Source organism: Nocardioides fonticola, from assembly GCF_039536805.1.
Taxonomy (GTDB): domain Bacteria; phylum Actinomycetota; class Actinomycetes; order Propionibacteriales; family Nocardioidaceae; genus Nocardioides; species Nocardioides fonticola.
In genome coordinates this window covers 20,051-36,051 of record NZ_BAAAZH010000006.1, presented here as the reverse complement: position 1 = coordinate 36,051, position 16,001 = coordinate 20,051, and the positions used below count along the sequence as shown (strand labels likewise).

Genomic DNA, 16,001 nt, shown 5'->3' with positions numbered 1-16,001 from the left:
GCCCGAGGGCTACCGACTCGTAGCATGTCGGCCATGCGCCGCCCGTCCGACGACCACCGCCGCCCCGGGCCCGCCCATCCCTCCGTGCCCGTCGCCATGGCCCTCCCGGCTCCGCGGCCGACCGGAGCCTGCTCGTGAGTCGGGCCGCCCACCTGCGGCAGCGGGCGACGGCGGTGGCCTGGCGCGGCGCGCGTGCTGCCCGCGACCGGGCCCGTCGGGTGTCGCGACGCGGACCCGAGATCAGCGTGATCATCCCGTTCTACGGCGTGGAGAAGTACCTCGCGGAGTGTCTGGACTCCGTGCTGGCGCAGAGCTTCGTCGACTTCGAGGCGATCCTCGTCGACGACGGCTCGCTCGACGGCTCGCGGCGCATCGCCGACGAGTACGCCGCCCGCGACCCGCGGCTGCGGGTCGTCGAGCGCCCGAACGGCGGCCTCGGCGCGGCCCGCAACACCGGCGTGCGCGAGGCCACGGGCCGCTACCTCACATTCGTCGACTCCGACGACGTCCTGCCCTCGCACGCGCTCTCCGTCCTGGTCGGCAGCGCCCGGCAGAGCGGCGCCGACATCGTGTGCGGCTCGGTCGAGCGCTTCGACAGCCGCAACAGCTGGGCGCCGAGCTGGGTCGACGAGGTGCATCGCGTGCGACGCACCGGCATCGTGCTCGACGACTTCCTGCCGCTGCTGCGCAACCTCTACACGTGGAACAAGCTGTTCCGGCGCGACTTCTACACGGCGCAGGGCCTGGAGTTCCGCGAGGGCGTGGCCTACGAGGACCAGCCGATCATCACCGAGCTGTTCGCCGCGGCCCGTTCGATCGACGTCCTGCCCGACATCGTCTACCGGTACCGCCAGCGCGACGACAAGAGCTCCATCAGCCAGCAGACGGCGTCCCTGAAGGACCTGCGCGATCGCATCGAGGCCTGGCGGCTCTCCGCCGAGTCGTTCCGGCGCGTGCTCTCCCCGGCCGGCTACGACGGCTGGCTCGCGACCCTCTTCGAGGCCCACTTCCAGTGGTACCTCCAGAGCACCGGCACCGTCGACGACACCTACTGGACCGAGCTCACCGACGCCATCCGCGAACTCGCGGTCGACGCCTCGCCCGAGGTGTGGCGGGGCACCTCGGTCGCCCAGCGCGTGCTGGTGCGCCTCGCCCTCGACGGACGCCGCGCCGAGGCGCAGGAGCTCGTGCGCCGCGACGGCGTGAAGTCGGAGAACTGGCCGGCGGTGGCCGGGCCCGAGGGCATCCGCCTCGAGATCCCCTTCCACGACGACCCCGAGCTCGACCCCGACCTGTTCGTCATCCACCCCGAGCACGTCCGCGTCTCCCACGCCGTCGAGAACGTGCACTGGGTGCGCCGCGAGGACGGCGGCCTGGCCTGCTACCTGGCCGGCTGGGCCTACCTGCGCAAGGTCGACCTCTCCCAGCGCGAGCAGACCGTCACGGTGCTGCTGCGCGATCCGGCCACGGGCGCCGAGCACGGGTTCGTCGCGGCCCATCGTCCCGAGTCGTCCTACCCTCCGCCGCGCGACGACCTGTGGTGCGACTACCGCCCCGGACGCTTCGGGGTCGAGATCGACCTCACCGGCCTGATCGAGGCCGGTGACGCCGCGTGGGAGGTCTGGCTGCGGGTCGAGTCCGCCGGGCTGATGGCCGAGCGGCCGGTGACCCGGCTCGTGCGCTCGGGCGCCGCGGGCCACATCCCCGCGCTCACGCTGGGCCGCGGACGCCGGGTGCTCGCCGAATGGTCCTACCAGCAGGTGCTGCGCCTGCGCTCCGACAGCAGCGGCGCGGCCCTCGTCCGGCTCGGCCTGGACGGCGACACCCTGAGCGGCACCGTGGCGGCCGCCGACCTGGCTCGGGTCGGCCGGGTCACCCTCGCCGCCGGCCGCCGTGTCGTCGAGGCCCGCTGGGGCGCTGCCGACGCCGAGGGCCGCACCTTCACCGTCGTCGTCCCCGACGACACCCCCGAGCCGGGCCGCCACGTCACCTGGCAGCTCCAGGGCTGGACCGGTCGCGGACAGCGCCTCGAACTGCTGCCGCTGCCCGACGCCGTCCCGCCGCACACCGGGGGCACCCTGGCGGTGGGAACCGCCCGCACCGGCGGCACCCAGGTGACCCGCTGGTCGTGGGGCGCCCACGCCGACCACGTCGAGATCGGCGCGGACGGCGTGCTGACGGTGCGCGGTCGGGTGCACGGCGCGAACGCGACCCGGCTGCGCCTGGTCACCACGAACAAGCGGATGTCGGTCGAGGGCGAGGAGGTGCCGGTCGTCGACGGGCGCTTCGAGGCGCGGCTCGCGCTGCGGCACGCCCGCTACCGCTTCGGGGCGCTGCCGCTGTCCACCGGCGACCACGACGTCCGCCTCTCGCTCGCGGGGCCGCAGGGCGACACCTCGCACGTCGTCCCGCTGCTGACCTCCCAGGAGCTCGGCGACTCCCTGCCGTTGCCGATCGCCACCGGCGAGTTGGAGGGCCGGGTGGTGCGCGGTCCCGGCTCCGGCGTCCGGCTCACGATCCTGCGACCGCTGGGTGAGGGCCGCGGCCAGTACCAGCAGCACCTCATGCGTCGCCGCGGCCCGGTGCGCAGCGGTCTCGAGCGGGGTCTCCTGGTGCGCTCCTACTTCGGGGAGAGCGCCACCGACTCCGGTGTCTCGATCCAGAAGGAGCTCGCCCGTCGGGGCTCCGACCTGCCGGTCTACTGGGCCGTGCAGGACCACTCGATCCCGCTGCCCGACGGCGGCATCCCGGTCATCGTCAACAGCCCGCGGTGGTTCGAGCTGCTCTTCTCCGCGCAGTACTACCTCGACAACATGTACCAGCCGGAGTACCACGTGAAGGCGCCCGGCCAGGTGCTCATCCAGACCTTCCACGGCTACCCGTTCAAGCTCATGGGTCACCGGCACTGGCGCAACATCCAGTTCTCCCAGGCCCGCATCGACGCCTACGACGCCCGCGCGGCCGACTGGGACTACCTGGTCTCGCCAGCCCGGTACGCGACCCCGCTGCTGACCACCGAGTTCAACTACCCGGGCACGGTGCTCGAGATCGGCTACCCGCGCAACGACGTCCTGAACTCCGCCGAGGCACCGCAGCTGCGCGAGACGGTCCGCGAGGTGCTCGGCATCCGCCCCGACCAGAAGGCCGTGCTCTACGCGCCGACCTTCCGCGACTACCTCGCCGAGGCCGACACCCGCGCGATCATGCCGGAGTTCTTCGACTTCCGTCTCGCCACCGAGGCCCTCGGCGAGGAGTACGTCTTCCTCGTCCGCGGGCACGCCTTCAACGCGCGCACCGACCAGCGGGTGGCCGGCGTCCCGCGCTGCATCGAGGTCACCGACTACCCCGAGGTCTCCGACCTCTACCTCGCCTCGGACGCCGCGATCGTCGACTACTCCTCGCTGCGGTTCGACTACGGCGTCACGGGCAAACCGATGGTCTTCCACGTGCCCGACCTCCAGCGCTACAAGGACACCCGCGGCTGGCTCTTCGACTTCGAGCCGACCGCGCCCGGGCCCCTGCTCGACACGACCGAGCAGGTCGTCGACGCGCTGCGCGACCTCGACGTCCTCGCCCGCACCTACGCCGAGCCGTACGAGCGTTTCCGCGCCGACTTCCTCGACCTCGACGACGGTCGCGCCGCCGAGCGGTTCGTCGACGCGGTGTTCGTGCCGCGCGGCGACGCGTGAGAGGGTGAGCGCCGTGCCTGGTGCAGAGCGTCGCATCGCCGTCGTCGTCGGCCCGGGGCGCAGCGGCACCAGCACGATGGCCGGTGCGCTGGCCCAGTGCGGCTACCACGTGCCGCGTGCGATCGAGGGCGATGCCACCAACCCGCTCGGCTTCTTCGAACCGCAGTGGGTCGTCGACCTGCACACCCGCCTGCTCCGCAAGGCGGGGGTGCGCACCCTGGACGGCGATCCGGCGGTGCTGGAGGCGATGGAGCGCGTGACGAGCGCGGACGGCGTCCGCACCCGGCTGCGCACCTGGCTCGGCCGGCAGTTGGCGCGGCACGAGCGGATCGTCGTGAAGGACCCGCGGCTGGTGTGGTTCACGCGGCTGTGGCGCGAGGTCGCCCACGACCTGGGGGAGGACCCCGGCTTCGTCGTCATGCTGCGCCACCCCTCGGAGGTCTCCTCCAGTCGGGCCGAGTTCTACGACTCCCAGCAGGTGAGCGCTGTCGCGGGCTGGATCAACACCGCCCTGATCACCGAGCAGCTCACCCAGGGCTCCCCGCGGGCGTTCGTCCGCTACCCCGACCTCACCGCCGAGTGGCGACCGCAGATCGCGCGGGTGCGCGACGAGCTGGGCCTGGCCCTCGACCCCGAGCCCACCGCCGATCCGCACCCCATCGACGACTTCATCGACCCCAGCCTGCGCCGCCGGGAGGCCGGATGGCGGGACCTGCCGGTGCCCGCCCTCCTCGCCGACCTCGGCGATCGCACGTACGACGCCCTCGGCTCGCTCGCCGACGGCACCGCCGGTCCCGACCTCGAGGAGCTGCTGACCGTGATCCGGTCCGACTACCAGCGGGCGCACGACGACGCCCTCGCCATCGCCTCCGCGCACATCAAGCGCCGCGTCCGGGACGCGCGCCGGGCCGGTCGCACCGCTGCCGCCGACCTCACCACCGGGACTGGCACCGAGACCGCCACCGAGACCGCCACCGGGGTGATCGGCTGATGGGCACCCTCGTCCTGATCACCGGCACCGGCCGCAGCGGCACCAGCACGATGTCGGGCACCTTCCACCACCTCGGTCTCTTCGTGCCGGGGCCCTACCTGGGCGCCAACGAGTCGAACCCCAAGGGCTTCTACGAGTCGAAGTGGGCGGTGCGCTTCCACAAACGCATCACCCGCGCCGCCGGCATCAACGAGTTCGACTCCCGCCCGGCCGCGCTCGGCCGCGTGCGCGCCGCGATCACCGACGCCGACCGCGCCGAGCTGCGCGCCTTCCTGGCCGAGCAGGTCGCGCAGAGCGACCAGATCGTCGTCAAGGACCCCCGCACCGTCTGGACCCAGGCACTGTGGGCCGAGGTGGCCGCCGAGTTCGACCTGGAGATGCGCTGCGTCTCGATGCTGCGCCACCCCGCCGAGGTCGTCGGCAGCCGTGCCACCTACTACACCTCCGAGAACGCCGACGAGCACGCCCGGCGGCGGTACGAGATCTTCTCGGTGACCCGGTGGATCAACAACTCGCTGGTCAACGAGCGGGAGACGCGGCCCTTCGGCCGCGCGTTCGTACGCTACGAGGACCTCCTCGAGGACTGGCGCCCCGTGCTCACCGGTCTCGAGCACGACCTCGGCCTGCGCTACGGCGCCCCGATCGACGGCGCCGGCGGGGCGGCGGTCGACGAGTTCATCGACCCCGACCTGCGCCGCCACCGCGTGCGGTGGGACGACCTCGACGTGCCGCCGGCGATCGTCGAGCTCGCCGAGGAGGTCTGGGGGCGGCTCCAGGTGCTCGCCGACGGGCACGGCGTCGACGCTGCGGCGTCCGCGGCGATGGACGACGCCGCCGTCCGCTACGAGCAGCTGCTGCGCGAGGCGGCGGCGGTCAGCCACGACGCCATCGAGGAGGCCCGCCGCACCGGTCAGGAGGAGGGCGCCGCCCAGGCCCGTGCCGCCGCGGAGGAGGCAGCGGCCGCGGCCGCAGCGGACGCTCCCGCCAAGCGCGGCTGGTTCGGACGCCGCTGAGCGGTATCGACCGGACCGACGGTCCGGTCGGGCTCGATCAGAGCGGCAGGCCGAGCTTGCCGACGAGCCGGTCGCGGAACTCCCGCAGGTCGAGCTCGCCCGCCGCCGCGCGCACCGTCGGCCAGCCGCTGACGTCGACGCCGGACAGCTCGGCGAAGAGCCGCAGGTCGTCGGCGAAGGTGCGCACGAGGGCCTCGATGTGCTCGACGGTCGGGCTCGCGCCGGTGTTGACGGTCGGCGTCTGGTTGCGGTGCAGCGCCTCGGGATAGGCCTTGAACCGCGGGAGTCCGAGGTGGTCGGTGAGCCGATCGAGGGTCGCCTCCGGCTTGCCGGTGACCTCGCGGAAGTCGAGGGAGAGCCACTGCTCGCGCGGGAACGAGCGGTAGCCGCGCTCGAGCTGCTGGCCGTAGAGGCCGCGCACGTACAGCGATCGGCGGCGGTACTCGTAGGGCGAGAGGCCCGCGGGGATCTCGGCGGGGAGCTCGGCCGAGGCCCATTCCTCGATGGTGACCGGCAGGTCGGGGAAGTCCACGTCGCGCGAACGCTCCATCGACCACTGGGAGAAGGCCCGCTCGATCGGGTCGCGGAAGCTGGCGATGATCGGCATCGAGGCGTCGTAGGCGGCCATCCGCTCCAGGGCGTGGGGCCAGAAGACGTACTCGGGGGTGGCGTCGCCGGCCACCCGCTGGCGCGGATGCCGGGCCGGACGCCGGTAGTCGGAGAGGTCGGGTGCGCTCCAGTCCTGCTTCTCGTTCATGAAGTGCCGCATCTCTTTCTCTGGCCCGGCTGCGATGAGCCGGTGCCGAGCGAGCATGCGGAAGACGGTGCTCGTCGCGCCCTTCTGCACCCCGACGATCGAGAAGGTGATCGGGGTGGTGTGCTCCGCCTCCTCCAGGGCGGCGAGGCGCCGCTCCATGCGGGTGCGGATGAGGTGCTGCGGGCTGCGCGTCATGGCTCCTGTGCTCCTGGTCGGCGGTGTCCGGACGAGTCGGTCGTCCGGCCGCGAGGACCGCGGCCCCGGCGCCCGGGTGGGGGCGGCGACGTGGGGAGCCCGGTCGGGCCGCATCGTATCGGAGCAGCGCTCGGGGACCGTCCCTCCGAACGTCGGAGGGGGTCGGCTGCTCTGCTACGGTCCCGACCCATGAGCGACGCCGTCCGCCCGATCCCGTCCGGTGGTCGCCTCCTCCACATCGGCCCGCACAAGACCGGCAGCACCGCCGTGCAGGTGGCCTTCCACCAGGTGCGGCCGGCGCTCGCCGAGCACGGCGTCCACTACGCGGGCCGCAACCGGCGGCCGAAGTTCGCCGGCTGGTCGATCGGCCTGCCGGGCAAGCGGTACGGCGTCGCGCGTCCCGACGAGAAGCTCTGGCGCCGGTTGGCGGCCGAGGTCGCCGCGGCCGAGGGCCGCGTCGTCGTCTCCAACGAGGACTTCGGTCGCGCGAACCGCGAGCAGCGTCGCCGCATCGTCGACGACCTCGGCGGCGACGCCGTCCACCTCGTGGCCGTGGCCCGACCGCTCGCCTCCTACCTGCCCTCGCAGTGGCAGGAGCGGGTCAAGGCCGGCGTCACGCTCTCCTGGCCCGACTGGCTCGAGGTGGTGCTCGCCGACGAGCGGCCCGAGGGTCCCGACGGACACGGGTTCGAGTGGATCAACGTCTGGCGTGCCCACGACCCGCGTCGCTACCTGCCCAACTGGGCCGAGGTGGTGCCGTCCGAGCGGTTCACCCTCATCGTCGGCGACGGATCGCGCGACTACGTGCTGCGGGTCTTCGAGCGGCTCCTCGAACTCCCCGAGGGACTGCTCCAGGCGCCTGCCGGCGGCTCCAACGAGAGCCTCTCCTGGGCCCAGGTCGAGGCTGTCCGTGCCGCGCACCTCGCCTTCGAGCGCCGCGGTGTCGACCGCCGCGAGCGCGACCCGTGGATCCAGCGCGGTCTGATCCGGGGCTTCCGCGAGACCGGCCCGTCCGGACCCAAGGTGCCGCCCTTCCCGGCCTGGGCGGCCGAGAAGGTCGCGGAGCTGAGCACCGCCTTCGCCGCCGCCGTCGCCGAGGCGGGGGTGAACGTGCTGGGCGATCCGGTGCACCTCATGCCGCGGGCCGAGATCGCGCAGGGCGATCCCGAGCAGCTGCCGCCGTTGAGCATGGCCGAGGCCGCACTCGCCCTCGAGGCGATGGTGCGGGCCACCGTCGACGCGGTGCCCGGGCTCGGGACGCCGTCCGAGGCCGACGACCCCGCCGACCCCGACGCCGCCGGGGACGCCGACGCCGACGACGAGGACTGACCGGCCCGGCTCAGGACTCCACGAGGGCCAGCGGGTCGTCCTTGCGGACGTCGACGACGTGGCCGGTGTGGGTGGAGATCAGCACGTCCAGCGACGTGCGGGCGACCAGCTCGGACTCCAGCAGCGACCCGGCGGGCTCCTGGCCGAACGCCTTGGTGCGCATCGGCGTGGCGGTGCGCTCGGGGTTGATGCAGTTGACCCGGACGGCGTCCTCGGCCCACTCGTCGGCCAGGGCCTGGGTGAGGTTGACCGTGGCCGCCTTCGCCGAGGAGTAGAGGCTGTAGCCCTTGCGGCCGCGGGTGTAGCTGCTGGAGGTGAACAGCAGCAGCGAGCCGCCGGTGGCCTTGAGGTGGGGGAAGAAGACCTGGGCGATGAAGACCGGCGCGAGGTAGTTGATCTCGGTGGCCGCGTAGATGGTCTCCTCGCTGGTCTCCAGCAGGTCGCCGCGCGGCAGCACGCCGGCGGTGTTGACCACGTAGTCGATGCGCCCCGTCGCGGCCAGCGCCTGCTTGGCGGCGGCCTCGACGTCGGCCCGCTTCTCGACGTGGGTGCCGGTGGCCGAGCGGCTGAAGCTGAAGACCTCGGCGCCCAGCTCGCGGGCGAGCTCGACGATGTCGGCGCCGATGCCGTAGCTGCCGCCGAAGACGACCATCGTGCGGCCGGCGAGGGCGGCGCGGTACTCCTCCTCGGTGGAGGGGGCGGGCGCGTCGTTGCTGGTGAGCTGGAAGAGCTTGTCGGCCAGGTAGACGTCGATCGGCTCGGTGACCTTCATGTTGCGCTCGTCGCCCTGCACCACCCAGATCGGCTCCTCGGGCAGGTAGCGCAGCACCACGGTGCAGTCGTCGGTGGCGACGAAGGCGGGGTCCTCGACGGCCTTCGCGTAGGCGGCCCGGATGACGCTCGCGCGGAACGCCTGCGGGGTCTGCCCGCGGCGCAGGGCCGCGCGCGGCGGGATCTCCTTGATCGTGTTGTCCTCGGCGACCTCGATGATCGTGTCGGCCGAGGGGATCGCCACGTCGACGGCGCTGTAGGTGCGCAGCGCCTCGAAGCACTCGCTGACGATGCGCGCGGTCACGAGCGGGCGGACGGCGTCGTGGAAGAGCACGTGGCAGTCCTCCTCGCCGATGCGCTCGAGCGCCTTCAACGTGGTGTCGTTGCGGGTCTCGCCGCCCTCGAGCACGTCGACGACCTTCGGGTACTGGCCGCTGCGCAGGATCGCGCGGACGGCGTCGAGGTGGCCCGGCGCCATCATGATGAGCACCTCGTCGACCTCGGGGTGGTCGTGGAGCACGCCGAGGGTGTGCTCGAGCAGCGTCTTGCCGGCGACCTTGATGAGCTGCTTGGGGATGTCGAGACCGACCCGGGTGCCGACGCCGCCCGCGAGCAGGACCGCGACATTGCGCAGGGGGCGGGCAGGGGGTGTGGCCTCGGCGCTCATGGGTGGGGATTGTGGCAGACCGGCACCGCGGCGCCCGCACCGGCGGGACGGCGTCCCGATGCGGGCCGACGGGACGCCGGAGCCGGCGCACGGCCGGGTCGGACAGGCGAAACTGGCCGTGTCGGACCGGATCCGAGCCTGCGACGGCAAGTTTCCCCGGCCGGCCGGGGAAACTGGCCCCCGGCCCCGGCCCCGGCCCACCCACCCCCCACCCCGGATGACCCAGGTCACACTCCGCTTCCGGTGACGCGGCCGTAACCGTCGGCGTACCGTGGTCAACACTCCTGACACAACGGGCGAAGTCCGGTACCCACACCGGCCCGCCGCCTCCGGGCGACGGGTGGTCGGAGGGACTGGAACGAAAGGGTCCCCATGTCCTCCTTCCAGGTGGGCGTCGTCGGCGCGGGTCGCGTCGGTGCCGTCCTGGCCGCGGCGCTGCGCGACGCCGGGCACGAGATCACCGCGGCCGCCGGCGACTCCGACGCCTCGCTCGCCCGCATCGACGCCCTGCTTCCCGGGGTCGCGAACCTCAAGCCGAGCGCCGTCGCGCGCTCCTGCGACGTCCTGCTGCTCACGGTGCCCGACGACATGCTGGGCAACGTGGTGCGCGTGCTGGCCGACAGCGGAGCACTGCGCGAGGGTCAGTACGTCGTCCACACCTCGGGTCGCCACGGCCTGGCGGTCCTCGAGCCGGCCGCCGCGATCGGCGCCCGCGTCATCGCCATGCACCCGGCCATGACCTTCACCGGCACCGACGTCGACCTCGACCGTCTCGGCGGTTGCGTCTTCGGCCTCACCGCCGGTGTCGCCGAGCGGGCGATGGCCGAGGAGCTCGTCGCCGCCCTCGGCGGGCGCCCGATGTGGGTACCCGAGGAGATGCGCACGCTCTACCACGCCGGCCTCGCGCACGGCGCCAACCACCTGGTCACGCTGGTGAGCGAGGCGATGGAGATCCTCGCGGCGGCCGGCGCCACCGACCCGGCCGGCACCTTGCGCCCGCTGCTCACCGCCGCCCTCGACAACGCGCTGAACCACGGCGACGCCGCCCTGACCGGCCCCATCGTCCGCGGCGACGTCAACACCGTGCGCGCCCACCTCGACGACGTCCTGGCCAACGCGCCGCACACGTTGCCGTCCTATGTCGCGATGGCCCGCGCCACCCTCGACCGCGCCGTCGGCGACGGTCGCCTGCTGCCGCTGCGAGCCGCCCGCATCAGCGAGCTGCTGGACGCCGCCGTCGCCGAGACCGGTCGCGTGGCCGGGGCCGACGTGCGCACCGCCCACCGCTTCCGGATCGGCTGAGCGTCGTGACCGTCCCGGGGAGCGCCCCGGTGCTCGTCGGCACGCGCGCCGAGCTGGCGGACGAGCTCGCCGCCGCCCGCGCCGCCGGCGCCCGGGTCGGGTTCGTGCCGACCATGGGCGCCCTGCACGAGGGCCACGCCGCCCTCATGGCCGAGGCCCGACGCCGCGTCGGGCCCGAGGGCCGCGTCGTGGTCTCGGTGTTCGTCAACCCGCTCCAGTTCGGCCCGCATGAAGACCTCGACCGCTACCCGCGCACCCTGCCCGCCGATCTCGAGGTCTGCGGTGCCGAGGGGGTCGACGTCGTCTTCGCGCCCGCCGTCGAGGAGGTCTACCCGCGCGGGGTCCCGTGGGAGGCCGGCGCCGACGTCACCGTCGAGCCCGGTTCGCTGGCGACCGTGCTCGAGGGCCGCACCCGCCCGGGCCACTTCCGCGGTGTGCTCACCGTCGTGGCCAAGCTCTTCGGGCTCGTTCGCCCCGACGTCGCCGTGTTCGGGCAGAAGGACTACCAGCAGCTCGTGCTCATCCGGCGCATGGTCGCCGACCTGTGCCTGCCCATCGAGATCGTCGGCGCCGAGACCGTCCGCGAGGCCGACGGACTCTCGCTGTCCAGCCGCAACCGCTACCTCGACGCCGTCCAGCGCGAGCAGGCCCGCGCGCTGTCGCGCACGCTCTTCGCGGCCCGCGCGGCCGCGGTCGAGGGGCCGGTCGCCGCGCTGCACGCCGCCCGCGCCGAACTGCGCGCCGCCGAGGGCGTCGACCTCGACTACCTCGAGCTGACCGACGTCGACCTCGCTGCGCTGCCCGCCGACGTGCCGCCGGGCACCGAGGCGCGGCTGCTCATCGCCGCCAAGGTCGGCACCACCCGGCTCATCGACAACCTGCCCCTCGTCCTGGGCGCCGCTCCGGACGCCGTCCCCGACGCCACCGACGCCACCGACCTCACGGGAGCCCGCTGATGCTGCGCACGATGATGAAGAGCAAGATCCACCGGGCCACGGTCACCCAGGCCGACCTGCACTACGTCGGTTCGGTCACCGTCGATGAGGACCTCCTGGACGCCGCCGACCTCCTGCCCGGCGAGCTGGTGCACATCGTCGACATCACCAACGGCGCCCGCTTGGAGACCTACACGATCGCCGGCGAGCGCGGCTCCGGCGTCATCGGCATCAACGGCGCCGCGGCCCACCTCGTGCACCCCGGCGACCTCGTCATCCTCATCGCCTACGCGCAGATGACCACCGAGGAGGCCCGCGAGTTGAAGCCGCACGTGGTCTTCGTCGACGCCGACAACCGCGTCGCCCACCTCGGTGCCGACCCGGCCGAGGCGGTCCCGGGCTCCGGTCTCGTCCGGGGCGATCTTCTGGCCGCCCGATAGCCTCGTGGGATGACCCGCGTCACGGCCCTGCCCGGTCGTCTCACCGCACCCGCTCCCGGCTGGACCATCGAGGCCGACGTCGTCGTCGTCGGCTCCGGGATCGCCGGGCTCACCGCCGCGTTGCGGTTGAAGGACCACGTCGGCAAGGTCCTCGTCGTCACCAAGGACCGCCTCGCGGCCGGCTCCACCCAGTGGGCGCAGGGCGGCATCGCCGCGGCCCTCGGGCCGGGTGACACCCCGGCCGAGCACGAACTCGACACCCTCGTCGCCGGGGCGGGCGCCTGCGACGCCGACGCCGTGCGTGCGCTGGTCACCGAGGGGCCGGACGCCGTCCGCGAGCTCATCGCGCTCGGCGCGATGTTCGACCACGACCCCGACGGCGTCCTGTCGCTGACCCGCGAGGGCGGACATCACCGCGACCGCATCGCCCACGCCGGCGGCGACGCCACCGGCGCGGAGATCCAGCGGGCCCTCATCGCGGCCGTCGGCCGTGCCCCCGAGATCGAGATCATCAAGCGCGCGCTGGCCGTCGACCTCCTGCTCGACGACGACGGCGGCGTCGCCGGCCTGACCTTGCACGTGATGGGCGAAGGGCAACGCGACGGCGTCGGCGCCGTGCGCTGCCGGGCCGTCGTGCTGGCCAGCGGCGGCCTGGGTCAGGTGTTCAGCCAGACCACGAACCCCTCGGTCTCCACCGGCGACGGCATGGCGCTCGCGCTGCGGGCCGGGGCCACGCTGCGCGACCTGGAGTTCGTGCAGTTCCACCCCACCGTCATGTACCTCGGCCCCGACTCCCACGGACAGCAGCCGCTGATCTCCGAGGCGGTGCGTGGCGAGGGCGCCTTCCTCGTCGACTTCGAGGGCAACCGCTTCATGCAGGGCGTGCACGAGCTGGCCGATCTCGCCCCGCGCGACGTCGTGGCCAAGGCGATCATGCGCCGCATGATCGAGACCGGCCACGACCACATGTGGCTCGACGCGCGCCACCTCGGCGCCGAGTTCTGGCAGCGCCGGTTCCCCACGATCCTCGCGACCGCGCGCGAGCACGGCGTCGACCCCGTCACCGACCTCATCCCGGTCGCCCCGGCCTGCCACTACGCCTCCGGCGGCGTGCGCACCGACCTGTGGGGCCGCAGCGACGTCCCCGGCCTCTACGCCACCGGCGAGGTCGCCTGCTCGGGCGTGCACGGCGCCAACCGGCTGGCGTCGAACTCGCTGCTCGAGGGTCTGGTCTTCTCCCGCCGCATCGCCGAGGTGCTGCCCGGCGAACTGCGGTCCTGGTCGGTGCCGGCGGCCGACGCCCGCATCCCCGGACTGGTCGACCCCGGCATCCGCGACGAGCTCCAGGCCACGATGAGCGCCAAGGTCGGCGTGCTGCGCCACCAGGCCGGGCTCGACGAGGCCGCGGTCGTGCTCGACAAGCTCGCCGGCATCGCCGCCGACGAGATCGACCTCGGCGCCTGGGAGGCCGCGAACCTCCTCACCGTCAGCACCGCGCTCACCGCGGCGGCGACCCTGCGGCAGGAGACCCGCGGCTCGCACTGGCGCGAGGACTTCCCCGAGCGCGACGACGAGCGGTTCGCCGGGCACGTCGACATCGTGCTGCGCGATGGCCAGCCGCAGGTCTCCTTCACCCCGGCACCCGCGACGGACGGCGCCCGATGATCCGCCGCACGCCCCTGGCCGAGCTGCCCGAGGCCCTGCTCGACGAGCTGCGCGAGGCGGGGCTCGACCCGGCGGCGGTCCACGCCCACGTCGTCCTCGCCTTCGAGGAGGACCTCCCCGGCGGGCAGGACGACGTCACCAGCGCCGCGATGCCCGAGATGGGCCGCGCGGAGGCCGACGTCGCCTCCCGCGAGAACGGTGTGGTCGCGGGTCTCGCGATCGCCGAGCTCGCGTTCCGCTACGCCCTCGGCGACGCCGTCACGATCACCCACCGCGTGCCCGACGGCACGGAGGTGAAGCCGGGCGACGTCGTCCTCACCGTCGAGGGCCCGGTGGCCGGCGTCCTGACCGCCGAGCGCACCGCGCTCAACTTCGCCTCCCACCTCTCGGGGGTCGCCACCGCCACCGCGGCCTGGGTCGAGGCGCTGGAGGGCACCCGCGCCCGCGTGCTCGACACCCGCAAGACCCTGCCCGGCTGGCGCGCGCTGCAGAAGTACGCCGTGCGGTGCGGCGGCGGGGTCAACCACCGCTTCTCCCTCGTCGACCGCGCGATGGTCAAGGACAACCACGTGGTCGCCGCCGGCGGCGTCGTCGAGGCCTACCGCGCTGTGGTCGACCTCGACCCGACCATCCGGGTCGAGGTCGAGGTCACCGATCTCGACCAGCTCGACGCCGTCCTCGCCGCCGGCTGCACCGAGGTGCTGCTCGACAACATGTCGACGGCCACGATGGCCGAGGCGGTGCGTCGCACCGCGGGCCGCGCCTCCCTCGAGGCCTCCGGCGGCCTGACCCTCGACCGTGCCCGCGAGGTCGCCGCCACCGGGGTCGACTTCATCTCCGTCGGCGCGCTGACCCACTCGGTGCGGGTCTTCGACCTCGGATTGGACTTCCGGGAGCACTGATGGCGCTGCTGGCGGCCGACATCGGCAACTCCCACACCGTGCTCGGCCTCATCGCCGACGCGGAGGTGAGCGCCGAGTGGCGCATCGCCACCGACGCCCGCCGCACCGCCGACGAGTGGTCGGTGCTGCTGCGCGGCCTGCTCGGCCGCTCGCTGGCCGCCGAGGTCGAGGGCATCGCGGTGTGCGCCACGGTGCCCTCGGTGCTGGGGGAGTGGCGCGAGATGCTCGCGCGGCACTTCGGCGACCTGCCGGCCGTCGTCGTCGAGCCGGGCGTGCGCACCGGCGTCCCGGTGCTGATGGACAACCCGCGCGAGGTCGGCTCCGACCGCATCGTCAACGCGTTGGCCGCCGCGACCCTGCGCGGGGGGCCGGCGATCGTCGTCGACTTCGGCGGCACCGCCACCACCTTCGACGTCGTCAGCGCTGCCGGTCAGTACGTCGGCGGCGCGATCGCGCCCGGTATCGAGGTCTCCCTCGATGCCTTGGGGCGCCGGGGCGCCCAATTGCGCAGCGTCGAGATCGCCACCCCGCGCTCGGTGATCGCCAAGAACACCGTCGAGGCGCTCCAGTCGGGCCTGATCTTCGGCGTGGCGAGCCAGGTCGAGGGCATGGTCGCGCGGATCGTGACCGAACTCGGGGTAGCGCCCGACGATGTCGCCGTGATCGCGACCGGATATCTGGCCCCCGTCGTCCTCGACGTGTGCGGCTGTTTCACCGACCACCTCCCGTGGCTGACCCTCCAGGGTCTGGAGATGGTTTTCCGCCGCAATTCATGAAGAAACTCTCAGGTAAAGAATCCTGGTTTCCGATACGGCATTCTGGGGAATTCACCTCAAGCATGTCAGCATGAGGTCGAAACGATATTCGTGTCCGGTCCATGCGCCGGCCTCGGAAAGGAAATCATGGCTCAGAAGATCCAGATCGTGCTCGAAGACGATCTCGACGGCTCGGAGGCGTCGCAGACCGTCACCTTCGGCCTCGACGGCACGACCTACGAGATCGACCTGAACGACGCGCACGCCGACGAACTGCGCGAGGCCCTCGCGGGCTACATCGGCCACGCCCGCAAGGTGAGCGGCAGCGCGGGGCGTCGGGGTGGTCGCAAGGCCGCGGCCGCGTCGTCCGCCGGTGGCCCCTCGGCCTCCGACATCCGCGCCTGGGCGACCGAGAACGGCTACGAGGTGCCCGACCGCGGTCGCATCTCCGCCGACGTGCGGGCCGCGTACGACGCCGCCCACTGATCGGCCGTTCGCTGATCGGCCGCAGCTGATCAGCCGGCCCGGTACCACCACGGTCGCCCGTCCCCCCGCGGGGCGGGCGACCGTGTCGTTTCATGGTCGTTTCC

Annotated in this window: 13 protein-coding genes; 11 read left to right on the top strand and 2 right to left on the bottom strand. The window is 73.2% G+C overall.

The window, feature by feature from the left end; all coding sequences use genetic code 11:
* Positions 1-134 precede the first annotated feature (134 nt).
* Genes ABD671_RS03400 through ABD671_RS03390 form a run of 3 tightly spaced genes read left to right on the top strand, consistent with a single transcriptional unit; the run spans position 135 to position 5,693 of the window.
* Positions 135-3,689, top strand: a complete 3,555-nt coding sequence (locus ABD671_RS03400) for a bifunctional glycosyltransferase/CDP-glycerol:glycerophosphate glycerophosphotransferase (RefSeq protein WP_344731818.1) — start codon at positions 135-137, stop codon at positions 3,687-3,689.
* A gap of 13 nt (positions 3,690-3,702) precedes the next feature.
* Entirely contained in the window at positions 3,703-4,680 is a 978-nt protein-coding gene (locus ABD671_RS03395) for a sulfotransferase family protein (protein WP_344731817.1), read from the top strand.
* Positions 4,680-5,693 (top strand): sulfotransferase family protein, encoded by a 1,014-nt coding sequence (locus ABD671_RS03390; RefSeq protein ID WP_344731816.1) that lies wholly within the window; start codon positions 4,680-4,682, stop codon positions 5,691-5,693. Before ABD671_RS03395 ends, ABD671_RS03390 begins: the two co-directional genes overlap by 1 nt.
* 37 nt (positions 5,694-5,730) lie before the next feature.
* On the opposite strand, the gene ABD671_RS03385 is transcribed toward ABD671_RS03390, so the two are convergent.
* A complete protein-coding gene (locus tag ABD671_RS03385; RefSeq protein ID WP_344731815.1) occupies positions 5,731-6,645 on the bottom strand; it encodes a hypothetical protein in 915 nt (304 codons plus the stop codon).
* A 189-nt stretch (positions 6,646-6,834) separates the two neighbouring features.
* Between ABD671_RS03385 and ABD671_RS03380 the strand changes: the two genes are divergently transcribed.
* Positions 6,835-7,974, top strand: a complete 1,140-nt coding sequence (locus ABD671_RS03380; RefSeq protein WP_344731814.1) for a hypothetical protein — start codon at positions 6,835-6,837, stop codon at positions 7,972-7,974.
* A gap of 10 nt (positions 7,975-7,984) precedes the next feature.
* Here ABD671_RS03380 and ispD read toward each other — a convergent pair whose 3' ends face one another.
* The gene (ispD, locus tag ABD671_RS03375) at positions 7,985-9,412 is read right to left on the bottom strand and encodes a 2-C-methyl-D-erythritol 4-phosphate cytidylyltransferase (RefSeq protein ID WP_344731813.1); all 1,428 of its coding nucleotides are present in this window, start codon (positions 9,410-9,412) and stop codon (positions 7,985-7,987) included.
* A 372-nt stretch (positions 9,413-9,784) separates the two neighbouring features.
* On the opposite strand from ispD, the gene ABD671_RS03370 reads away from it, so the two are divergent.
* The 7 genes from ABD671_RS03370 (at position 9,785) to ABD671_RS03340 (ending at position 15,897) form a co-directional block, all read left to right on the top strand.
* The gene (locus tag ABD671_RS03370; RefSeq protein ID WP_344731812.1) at positions 9,785-10,714 is read left to right on the top strand and encodes a Rossmann-like and DUF2520 domain-containing protein; all 930 of its coding nucleotides are present in this window, start codon (positions 9,785-9,787) and stop codon (positions 10,712-10,714) included.
* Between the two features lie 5 nt (positions 10,715-10,719).
* Positions 10,720-11,670: a pantoate--beta-alanine ligase gene (gene panC, locus ABD671_RS03365; RefSeq protein WP_344731811.1), complete on the top strand. Its 951-nt coding sequence runs from the start codon at positions 10,720-10,722 to the stop codon at positions 11,668-11,670.
* The gene (gene panD / locus ABD671_RS03360) at positions 11,670-12,089 is read left to right on the top strand and encodes an aspartate 1-decarboxylase (RefSeq protein WP_344731810.1); all 420 of its coding nucleotides are present in this window, start codon (positions 11,670-11,672) and stop codon (positions 12,087-12,089) included. Before panC ends, panD begins: the two co-directional genes overlap by 1 nt.
* A gap of 9 nt (positions 12,090-12,098) precedes the next feature.
* Positions 12,099-13,754 (top strand): L-aspartate oxidase, encoded by a 1,656-nt coding sequence (locus tag ABD671_RS03355; RefSeq protein WP_344731809.1) that lies wholly within the window; start codon positions 12,099-12,101, stop codon positions 13,752-13,754.
* Positions 13,751-14,656 carry a carboxylating nicotinate-nucleotide diphosphorylase gene (gene nadC / locus ABD671_RS03350; protein WP_344731808.1) on the top strand — a complete coding sequence of 302 codons (906 nt, stop codon included), beginning with the start codon at positions 13,751-13,753 and terminating at the stop codon, positions 14,654-14,656. The genes ABD671_RS03355 and nadC overlap by 4 nt, the downstream gene beginning before the upstream one ends.
* A complete protein-coding gene (locus tag ABD671_RS03345; RefSeq protein ID WP_344731807.1) occupies positions 14,656-15,432 on the top strand; it encodes a type III pantothenate kinase in 777 nt (258 codons plus the stop codon). Before nadC ends, ABD671_RS03345 begins: the two co-directional genes overlap by 1 nt.
* A 126-nt stretch (positions 15,433-15,558) precedes the next feature.
* Positions 15,559-15,897 (top strand): histone-like nucleoid-structuring protein Lsr2, encoded by a 339-nt coding sequence (locus ABD671_RS03340; RefSeq protein WP_344731806.1) that lies wholly within the window; start codon positions 15,559-15,561, stop codon positions 15,895-15,897.
* Positions 15,898-16,001 lie beyond the last annotated feature (104 nt).

Coding starts and splice junctions, on each gene's coding strand:
- ABD671_RS03390 (WP_344731816.1), top strand. CDS start 4,680: ATGGGCACCCTCGTCCTGATCACCGGCACCGGCCGCAGCGGCACCAGC.
- ABD671_RS03385 (WP_344731815.1), bottom strand. CDS start 6,645: ATGACGCGCAGCCCGCAGCACCTCATCCGCACCCGCATGGAGCGGCGC.
- ABD671_RS03380 (WP_344731814.1), top strand. CDS start 6,835: ATGAGCGACGCCGTCCGCCCGATCCCGTCCGGTGGTCGCCTCCTCCAC.
- ispD (WP_344731813.1), bottom strand. CDS start 9,412: ATGAGCGCCGAGGCCACACCCCCTGCCCGCCCCCTGCGCAATGTCGCG.
- ABD671_RS03370 (WP_344731812.1), top strand. CDS start 9,785: ATGTCCTCCTTCCAGGTGGGCGTCGTCGGCGCGGGTCGCGTCGGTGCC.
- panD (WP_344731810.1), top strand. CDS start 11,670: ATGCTGCGCACGATGATGAAGAGCAAGATCCACCGGGCCACGGTCACC.
- ABD671_RS03355 (WP_344731809.1), top strand. CDS start 12,099: ATGACCCGCGTCACGGCCCTGCCCGGTCGTCTCACCGCACCCGCTCCC.
- nadC (WP_344731808.1), top strand. CDS start 13,751: ATGATCCGCCGCACGCCCCTGGCCGAGCTGCCCGAGGCCCTGCTCGAC.
- ABD671_RS03345 (WP_344731807.1), top strand. CDS start 14,656: ATGGCGCTGCTGGCGGCCGACATCGGCAACTCCCACACCGTGCTCGGC.
- ABD671_RS03340 (WP_344731806.1), top strand. CDS start 15,559: ATGGCTCAGAAGATCCAGATCGTGCTCGAAGACGATCTCGACGGCTCG.